The following is a 9436-nucleotide window of genomic DNA, read 5'->3' as shown; positions in this document are numbered from 1 at the left end:
AAGCCTAAAGCGCTGTCGCCTTTGTCGCCTTTTTCGCCGGTTGCACCAGTAGCGCCGGTATCACCTTTAGGGCCAGCAGGACCAGTATCGCCTTTTTCGCCTTTAGCACCAGTTGCACCAGTAGAACTATTTACAATGTCAACATCAATTTGGTAGGTGTTAGTAGTTGAGTTAAATTTAACTTTTGTATTTTTGCCATCTACTAAGTTAACATTGTATGTAACATATGTTTTTCCTGCTTCACCTGAACTAATATCTGCTGGCGTATGTCTAATAAGAGCAGTGGTACCCTTACCATCTTCGAAATCAACGATATCATTGCGTTTTACACCATATTCTTGGTGAGCAGTTCTAGTTGTTGTATTACCACTTACTATCCATTGGTGATCAGCGAGCATTTCAGTCACTGCATATAATTGTGAACCATTGATTGCATCAGTTGAACTGCTATTAATACGGCCTGCTGCCACATTCACTAATTGACGCTCGTGATCTAAAGAACCGAAGCTCACTACGCTATCCGGATTTCCACCTGCGAAGGTATATCTTTTCTTGAAGAACTCTTGTGACGCATTAGGCATAGCCGTTTTAGTTACAGAGCCAGAACCTAAAGCAACTGCATTATTATCAGATGCTTTTGCACCTGTACCAATCGCAGTTGTATTAGCACCTGTTGCTTGTGCAGCCTCTGCTGGAGTCATTGATCCACCGATAGCAACAGAGTTAATACCAGAAGCATTAGCAGACGTACCCCCAGCAAATGAAGCAGTACCTGATGCTTTTGATGCAGCACCCACTGCTGTCGCACGCTCAGCAGTAGCCGTTGCATATCCACCTAACGCAGCTGCATTACGTGCAGTAGCCGCAGTACTAACACCTACTGCTATCGCATTATCAACCGTTGCAGTTGCACTTTTACCTGCTGCAACAGTGTTTGCTGCTGATGCATTTGCCAAATAACCCACAGCTACTGCTGCAGTACCTGGACCTTTACCATTAGCGCCAGCTGCACCACCAGCATTTGAGTTTTGACCGATAGCTACAACAGAGTCTGCCGTAGCGTTAGAGTATGAGCCGATAGCAATAGATTGAACGCCTGATGCATTTGCATCCGTCGACATCGCAAGAGCGTGATTTGCAGTAGCTGTAACATTTTGACCAATTGCAACAGCATTAATACTCATAGCCTTAGTATCTTGACCAATCGCAACTGCACTTTGGTCTACGGCCTTAGAATCTAAACCAATAGCCACTGAAGCATCGCCCTTACCTGTCGCATTAGTACCAATAGCAATAGCATCATGAGATACAACATTATTCGGTTCCGTTCTGTATGTATTAGCACCAGTACCAATATTAATATTGTTTTTACCTTGGTTTGTACCAACTATATTGTTTGGATTAGCAGAACTAATCGTGATTGTACTTGCATCAGTATTTATCACTGCTTGAGCTGTACCTACCACGCCCATCACAGCACCTGCAAGTGCGGTCAATTTAACGATTTTTTTAGATTTGGTTTTACCTTTAGCATGCCCAAGTTCAGAAACTGCAGTCCACGTTTGTGTAGCATGATTCCAAATAACTTTAAACACTTTGTTCATATAAAATTATTCCTTTTATTAGGATGGTTAAGAAGCTGTCACTGATGCAACAGCGCCGAAAAATTCAACGTCAGAAAGGCGACGACCACAAATTTTGACAACAGTTCCCCTTACCTTTCTGGTCAGAACAGCTTATTCTAAGCGAACTTTGTATAAAAAGGAAGCATCTAAAAAAAAATTTACTAAAAATTACAATTAATTAAAGTAAACTTTGACTTATGTAAATATATGTAAAGATTTTTGAAAATTTTTGCAAAAAACTTAAAGGAGTGTAAATTTTTGTGTAAAAAATAAGCAAAATTGCGTACTAAAATCATTATACTGCCTTTCTTTTTTCTTTACGAAAGTATCGAATTAGATCAAACTAACGCCATCAAATAAGATAAGGAAAAGTATATGGCAATTTGGAAAAAAGCGTTCACGCTTGAGCAGCTTAATGAAATGGGTAAAAATTGCGCTATTAGGCATTTAGGCATTGAAATTTCGGCTTATGGTGAAAACTGGATTGAGGCAAAAATGCCCGTTGATCATCGCACCACACAGCCTTTCGGTTTATTACATGGTGGCGTGTCTGTGGCGTTGGCTGAAACCATTGGTTCATTAGCTGGATTTCTCTGTATAGAAGAAGGCCAAGTTGCCTTGGGATTAGATATTAATGCCAATCATCTTCGCCCTGTCAAAAAAGGTTTTGTTACCGCAAAGGCAACCCCAATTGCTTTAAGTCAAAATACCCATGTTTGGCAAATTGACATTCGCGATGAACAAGATAAACTTTGTTGCGTTTCTCGATTAACGCTTTCTATCAAACATTTATGACTACAACTCAAAAAATTGGCATCATTTTAGCGAACCTTGGTACGCCTGATGCCCCTCAACCAGCAGCGATCTCTCGTTATTTAGCAGATTTTTTAATGGATCCCCGCGTGGTAGATTTGCCTCGTTGGAAATGGTATCCCCTTTTAAAAGCCATTATTTTACCGATGCGTTCTAAACGCATTGCACGAAATTACCAATCTATTTGGACAGAACAAGGCTCTCCCCTGCTCGCTATTACAAAGCAACAACAAGCGGATTTACAAGCTTATTTGACTGAACAAGGCATCAATGCACAAGTCGAAATTGCCATGACTTACGGCAATCCTTCAATGCAAAGTGCGGTCAAAAATTTACTTAAAAATGATGTAGAACGCATGATTGTATTGCCGCTTTATCCACAATATTCTAGCACCACAACAGGCGCATTAATCGATGCATTCAATCGTGCCATTGCGCAAGAGCGCAATATTGTGCCTTTTGAGTTTATTCATTCTTATCATCTTGATGAAAACTACATTAATGCGTTGGTGGATTCCATCAAAGTGCGGTTAAAACCCGATGAGTTTTTGCTTTTTTCTTATCATGGCATTCCATTACGTTATGAGAATATGGGCGATTATTATCGTCAGCATTGTAAACAAACCACGATTGCCATTGTGGATAAATTAGGTCTCACAGAAAACCAATGGAATATGACCTTCCAATCTCGCTTTGGTCGTGAAGAATGGTTGCAACCTTATACGGATCACTTTTTAGAAGAAGCGGCTTCTCAAGGGATTCAAAAAATCGCGGTAATTTGCCCAGGTTTTTCGGTGGATTGCTTAGAAACCTTAGAAGAAATTGAGGTTGAAAATAAAGAAACGTTCTTAAATCACGGTGGTATATCTTATCACTACATCCCTGCATTGAATGCTGAAAACGCCCATATTGAAATGATGGGGAAATTAGTTTTGGATAAGTTGAAATAGTTAAATCTCCCCCTGCCCCCTCTTTACGAAAGAGGGGGTATTTTAATGGCAAATAAGCGCCTTCCGTTCTTAGCTATCTCAAATATATTTCCAATAAAACCACTAAAAGCAACACATCATAAAAAAGCCCTCTTTTGTAAAGAGGAGTTGGGAAGATTAATTTTCGATAAATTGGAATAGTTGAATCTCCCCCTCCCCCCCTCTTTACGAAAGAGGGGGAGCTTTATAACAAATAAATGCTTTCCGATTCTCACTTAATAGATATTTTCTAATTAAATATTTTATCTATCCAAACCTTTAACATCTTTTCCTCTAATAATAAAAAGCCCCTCTTTCGTAAAGAGGGGTTTGGGGAGATTTAAAAAGAGTTGGGGAGATTTAAAAAATAAACAAAAAGGCGAACCTTTCGATTCGCCTTTTCAGATTTTTTCTAATCAAAGATTAGAAGAATACACGCATACCTACACCGATAGCTCTGTCTTTAGTTTTACCATCGTAAGTATCGTTAACGTACTCTTTAGTAGTCACATATTTGCCTTCTACAAATAATACAACTTGTTTATGAAGTTTGTAATCTGCACCAAGTAAGAAACCGTGAGTTTTATCTTTAGTGTTTTCACCTTTTACGCGTTCATATAGGTAGTTACCATATACTTTAGACGCAGGAAGAACTTGATATGCGAAACCTGGAGCCACATAGAATTTGTTTGTTTTTTCATCATCAAATTTTTCATGACCATAAGCGAAGTCACCAGTTAATGTGAAATCACCAAATTTATAGCCTAATGATGCTAAAACACCATCTAAACGGTGAGCGTATGATGCACCAGTTTCAAAGTTTGTGTGACCATAAGCTAAACGCGCATCTAAATCACCTGCTGTATATAATGCACCTACAGCGTAAGCATTTTTGATACCAGGATTAAGCGGTTTACCTTTTTCATTATTTGTTTGACCAAAGTTATAGTTTGCACTTAATTGTAAACCTTCGATACCTTTATAGTCGTAACGTACTACACCAGTGCCTGAAGTTGGAATATATTTACCTTTTGGAATAAAGCCATATTCATAGTCATTTGCTTGGGTTAAATCATCTGCGATAGTTAATTGACGACCGAATGTGATATCACCAGTTGCTTTGCTACCTAAACCTACATAAGCACGTTTAGCATAAAGACTACCGAATTGGTCACGAGATTCTGTATCATCAAAACGGGATTCTAAACGACCTAACGCATAGAAATCGTTATCTAAGTTGTGTTTTACTGTGATACCGAAACGTGAACCTGCGTTACGTAAAGCGGAATTTGCAGTTTTAGTTGAATTACCTACTGCGTCATACTTTTTAGCATCCGCTTTTTCTAAGATTAAACGAAGAGAACCGTTTAATTCAACTTTAGTACCTTCGTTGTCATAAACTACTGCTGCGTTTGCTGCTGAAGCGGCAAATGCAGAAACGATTAATGCTGCTAGTGTCTTTTTCATAATTGTTATTCCTTTTGGTTGTTACCTATGATTTTTGATTGAAGCAATTTTTCATAAAAAGTTCAATCTCCGAAATAGACGTCGCAAATATTACAAAATAAACCTATAGTGTCAATGGGAGGATCTCTTCCAATTTTCTAAAATTGGATCAAGATCACATTTTTTACACAAAAAAGGACATTTTTTAATCAAAAACATCCTTTCACATCGAACTTTTCAGAATTTTGTCTATACAATGATCGCTCTATTTTGAGCAATTTATTCTTCTTTTTTATTCATTTTCGAAGACATAATGAATATTTTTTGAGCAAACTAGGCACATTCTATCGAAAATGAAATCACTTCTTTAATACTTTCCGCGCCTAATGCAATCATAATTAAACGATCGACCCCTAAAGCCACACCAGAAGTATTTGGAATACCTGCTTGTAATGCCCCTAGAAAACGATAGTCAATTTCACGCTGTGGCAAACCTGCTTTTTCCCGTAGGCGATTGTCTTTTTCAAAGCGGTATTGTTGTTCTCGTGCATCGGTGAGCTCATGGAAACCGTTGGCTAACTCTAAGCCTTTATAATAGAACTCAAAACGTTCTGCCACACGGCTATCTTCTGGGCTAAGTTGTGCAAGTGCGGCTTGGGAAGAAGGGAAATGATAAACCGCAACAGGTGCTTCTTGTCCGATTTTAGGTTCTACCACTTCACTGAATAAAAATTGTAGTAAGGTATCACGATCTTCATCGTCATCTGCCATAAAGTTGTGCTTACGCGCTGCCTCTACTAACTCTTGACGAGTCGCTGATAATGGATCTAATCCTACATATTCTTGGAAGACAAATTGATAACTTAAGGTTTCTGCGGGTTTACAATCGAGGATCTGTTGTAATAAATCATCCACTTCATTCATCAGACGATACATATCAAAGTGCGGTCGATACCATTCAAGCATGGTAAATTCCGGATTATGGCGATTGCCCGCTTCTTCATTACGAAACACTTTGCCAATTTGGAAGATCGGTCCACTGCCTGCCGCCAGTAAACGTTTCATATGATATTCCGGGCTGGTAGAAAGCCAGAGCGTTTTCGACAGCTCATCAAAAGGGGCAACAAATTCGGTATTAAAGGTAGAAAGGTGAAGATCCGTTACGCCAAACTCACTTAAAACAGGGGTTTCAACTTCTAATAATCCACGTTCAGTAAAAAACTGGCGGATATCCGCAATGATTTTGGCACGCGCCAATAAGTTTTTAATTGAGGCGGAAGGTTTCCATTCTGTTTTTTTATCGCTAAGTGCGGTCATTTTTTTCTCCGTTTTCACCTTTAAAATGAATTAGACTATTGTAAACAAGAGTGATTTTTAACTCAATAATCCGACTAAATCATTCTTAAACGCAAACGGTTATCATCTATAAATATATAAAAAACTAACTTTTTTGAGTTAGATCACACTTTTAGTATTTTGTCCGTTTATTCCAGAAAAAAAGTTACTAATTTGTAAACAAAAATGGCAGAATTACAACATGCCCCTATTAATTTAGGGCGTTTTATTTTTTTACTTTCTATTGATTGGAGGATATCGTGCAAACGGTTAATGTCGATATTGCTATTGTTGGCGCTGGTGGCGGCGGTTTACGTGCAGCAATTGCAGCAGCAGAAGCAAACCCTAACTTAAAGATCGCATTAGTTTCTAAGGTTTATCCTATGCGTAGCCATACGGTTGCAGCAGAAGGTGGTGCGGCCGCAGTAATTAAAGAGGAAGATTCCTACGATAAGCACTTCCACGATACCGTTGCCGGTGGTGACTGGTTATGTGAACAAGATGTGGTGGAATACTTCGTTGAACATTCTCCAGTGGAAATGACTCAACTTGAACGTTGGGGCTGCCCTTGGAGCCGTAAAGCAGATGGCGATGTAAACGTTCGTCGTTTCGGTGGAATGAAAATCGAGCGTACTTGGTTCGCGGCAGACAAAACCGGTTTCCACTTATTACATACCCTTTTCCAAACATCCATTCAATATCCACAAATTCAACGTTTTGACGAGCACTTCGTTTTAGACATCTTAGTTGATGATGGCCATGCTCGCGGTATGGTGGCGATGAATATGATGGAAGGCTCACTTGTTCAAATCAACGCAAATGCGGTTGTAATTGCAACTGGTGGTGGCTGTCGTGCATTTAAATTCAACACCAACGGCGGTATCGTAACTGGTGATGGTTTATCAATGGCATATCGTCATGGTGTTCCTCTTCGTGATATGGAATTCGTCCAATACCACCCAACCGGCTTACCGAACACCGGTATCTTAATGACTGAAGGTTGTCGTGGTGAAGGCGGTATCTTAGTGAATAAAAACGGCTACCGTTATTTACAAGATTATGGTCTAGGCCCTGAAACCCCAATCGGTAAACCTGAAAACAAATATATGGAACTTGGTCCGCGTGATAAAGTTTCACAAGCATTCTGGCAAGAATGGAAAAAAGGCAACACCTTAAAAACTGCAAAAGGTGTTGATGTGGTTCACCTTGACTTACGTCACTTAGGTGAAAAATATTTACATGAACGTCTTCCATTCATTTGTGAATTAGCAAGTGCTTATGAAGGTGTAAACCCAGTTAATGAACCAATTCCAGTTCGTCCGGTTGTTCACTATACCATGGGTGGTATTGAAGTGGATTTCAACAGCGAAACTCGCATTAAAGGATTATTTGCTGTGGGTGAATGTGCGTCTTCTGGTTTACACGGTGCAAACCGTTTAGGTTCTAACTCGCTTGCAGAATTAGTGGTTTTAGGCCGTGTTGCAGGTGAATATGCCGCACAACGTGCAGCAGAAGCACAACCAGCAAACCGTGCAGCAGTTGATGCACAAGCACAAGATGTTGTGGCTCGCCTTGAAGCACTTTATAACCAAGACGGTAATGAATCTTGGTCTGAAATCCGTGATGAAATGGGTACCGTCATGGAAGAAGGTTGTGGTATCTACCGTGACCAAGAAAGCATGCAAAAAGCAGTAGATAAAATTGCTGAGCTTAAAGAACGTTATAAACGTATTCGTGTTGCAGACCGTTCAAGCGTATTCAATACCGATGTGCTTTACACTGTAGAATTAGGTTACATCCTTGATGTGGCACAATCAATTGCCAACTCTGCAATTGAACGTAAAGAATCTCGTGGTGCACACCAACGCTTAGACTACACTGAACGTGATGATGTGAATTATTTAAAACACACCCTTGCTTACTACAATGGCGATGATGCACCGCGTATTGAATACAGCCCGGTGAAAATCACTAAATCTCAACCAGCAAAACGTGTTTATGGTGCTGAAGCAGAAGCGGCAGAAGCGGCTGCGAAAGCTAAGGAGCAAGCAAATGGCTAATTCACCAGTAATGACTGTAGAAGTATTACGCTACAACCCAGAAAATGATCAAGAGCCACATTTAAGCTCTTATCAAGTACCTTATGATAACCAAACTTCTCTTTTAGATGCGTTAGGTTACATTAAAGATAAACTTGAACCGTCTCTTTCTTATCGCTGGTCTTGCCGTATGGCGATCTGCGGTTCTTGTGGGATGATGGTAAATAACAAACCAAAATTGGCTTGTAAAACATTCTTACGTGATTACAGCGGCCATATGCGTATTGAACCATTAGCAAACTTCCCTATTGAACGCGACTTAGTGGTTGATTTAAGCCACTTCATCGAAAGTTTAGAGGCAATTAAACCTTATATTATTGGTAACGAAGCACCAGCATTAGATGGTAAACCACATCCATCGAAAGAGTTGCAAGTCAGCCGTACGAAACAAACGCCGGCACAGCTTGAAAAATATCGTCAATTCTCAATGTGTATCAACTGTGGTTTATGCTATGCCGCTTGTCCGCAATTTGGTTTAAATCCTGAATTCTTAGGCCCTGCAGCGATTACAATGGCACACCGTTACAACCTTGATAACCGTGACCATGGTAAAGCACAACGTATGCCATTATTAAATGGTAAAAACGGTGTTTGGAGCTGTACTTTCGTGGGTTATTGTTCTGAAGTCTGTCCAAAACACGTGGATCCAGCTTCTGCAATCAACCAAGGCAAAGTGGAAAGTGCCAAAGATTATGTTATCTCAATGCTAAAACCAAAAGGCTAAGGGGAAGAATATGTCAGTAACAGTAAGTAAACGCAAAAAATATGTTCGCCCAATGACGGCTACTTGGTGGCAAAAATTGGATTTCTACAAAGCTTATATGGTACGTGAAGCAACTTCTATCTTTGCTGTGTGGTTCTGTATCGTATTGCTTTACGGTGTACTTTGCCTTGCAAGCAATCCTGTACCAGGCTTAGGTATTGTTGATTTCATTGGCTTCTTAAGAAATCCAATTGTGGTGTTCTTAAATATCATCACATTAATTGCGACCTTATATCACACTGCAACTTATTTCGTGATGACACCAAAAGTGATGAACATCATTGTTAAAAATGAACGTTTGCCACATCACGTGTTAAGAAATGCACTTTGGGCAGTAACAGCTGTGATTAGTGTTATCGCATTAATTTTAGTTTATATGTAGGGAGA

8 protein-coding genes are annotated in these 9436 nt (G+C 39.7%); 5 read left to right on the top strand and 3 right to left on the bottom strand.

What is annotated here, in order from left to right:
• The coding region (locus HMPREF3020_RS09555) for an ESPR-type extended signal peptide-containing protein (protein ID WP_306806827.1) at window positions 1–1604 on the bottom strand (1604 nt) is incomplete at its 3' end.
• 396 nt (window positions 1605–2000) lie between these two features.
• On the opposite strand from HMPREF3020_RS09555, the gene HMPREF3020_RS06535 reads away from it, so the two are divergent.
• Together HMPREF3020_RS06535 and hemH are read left to right on the top strand one after the other, a co-directional pair.
• Window positions 2001–2420, top strand: a complete 420-nt coding sequence (locus tag HMPREF3020_RS06535) for a hotdog fold thioesterase (RefSeq protein WP_070775986.1) — start codon at window positions 2001–2003, stop codon at window positions 2418–2420.
• Window positions 2417–3388 (top strand): ferrochelatase, encoded by a 972-nt coding sequence (gene hemH, locus HMPREF3020_RS06530; RefSeq protein ID WP_070775985.1) that lies wholly within the window; start codon window positions 2417–2419, stop codon window positions 3386–3388. The genes HMPREF3020_RS06535 and hemH overlap by 4 nt, the downstream gene beginning before the upstream one ends.
• Window positions 3389–3829: 441 nt before the next feature.
• On the opposite strand, the gene HMPREF3020_RS06525 is transcribed toward hemH, so the two are convergent.
• Both HMPREF3020_RS06525 and epmA read right to left on the bottom strand, forming a co-directional pair.
• Window positions 3830–4873, bottom strand: coding sequence for a porin (locus HMPREF3020_RS06525; protein WP_049368819.1), 1044 nt, complete (start codon window positions 4871–4873; stop codon window positions 3830–3832).
• Window positions 4874–5185: 312 nt separating this feature from the next.
• Entirely contained in the window at window positions 5186–6169 is a 984-nt protein-coding gene (gene epmA / locus HMPREF3020_RS06520; protein ID WP_070775984.1) for an elongation factor P--(R)-beta-lysine ligase, read from the bottom strand.
• A gap of 278 nt (window positions 6170–6447) precedes the next feature.
• Between epmA and frdA the strand changes: the two genes are divergently transcribed.
• From frdA to frdC, 3 genes are read left to right on the top strand one after another with little or no spacing between them, the layout of a single operon-like run.
• Entirely contained in the window at window positions 6448–8247 is a 1800-nt protein-coding gene (gene frdA / locus HMPREF3020_RS06515; protein ID WP_070583559.1) for a fumarate reductase (quinol) flavoprotein subunit, read from the top strand.
• Window positions 8240–9010 (top strand): succinate dehydrogenase/fumarate reductase iron-sulfur subunit, encoded by a 771-nt coding sequence (locus tag HMPREF3020_RS06510; RefSeq protein WP_005696861.1) that lies wholly within the window; start codon window positions 8240–8242, stop codon window positions 9008–9010. Before frdA ends, HMPREF3020_RS06510 begins: the two co-directional genes overlap by 8 nt.
• A 10-nt stretch (window positions 9011–9020) precedes the next feature.
• Complete coding sequence (gene frdC, locus HMPREF3020_RS06505) at window positions 9021–9431, top strand: fumarate reductase subunit FrdC (RefSeq protein ID WP_005696862.1); 411 nt, start codon at window positions 9021–9023, stop codon at window positions 9429–9431.
• Window positions 9432–9436: the final 5 nt, after the last annotated feature.

Source organism: Haemophilus sp. HMSC068C11 (assembly GCF_001815355.1).
Classification (GTDB): Bacteria; Pseudomonadota; Gammaproteobacteria; order Enterobacterales; family Pasteurellaceae; genus Haemophilus_D.
Note: the sequence above shows the minus strand (reverse complement) of the source record. Positions and strands in the feature narration are given on the sequence as shown.

Bases quoted from the DNA above. Each gene is read 5' to 3' on its own strand.
- HMPREF3020_RS06535 (WP_070775986.1), top strand. From the start codon at position 2,001: ATGGCAATTTGGAAAAAAGCGTTCACGCTTGAGCAGCTTAATGAAATG.
- hemH (WP_070775985.1), top strand. From the start codon at position 2,417: ATGACTACAACTCAAAAAATTGGCATCATTTTAGCGAACCTTGGTACG.
- HMPREF3020_RS06525 (WP_049368819.1), bottom strand. From the start codon at position 4,873: ATGAAAAAGACACTAGCAGCATTAATCGTTTCTGCATTTGCCGCTTCA.
- epmA (WP_070775984.1), bottom strand. From the start codon at position 6,169: ATGACCGCACTTAGCGATAAAAAAACAGAATGGAAACCTTCCGCCTCA.
- HMPREF3020_RS06510 (WP_005696861.1), top strand. From the start codon at position 8,240: ATGGCTAATTCACCAGTAATGACTGTAGAAGTATTACGCTACAACCCA.
- frdC (WP_005696862.1), top strand. From the start codon at position 9,021: ATGTCAGTAACAGTAAGTAAACGCAAAAAATATGTTCGCCCAATGACG.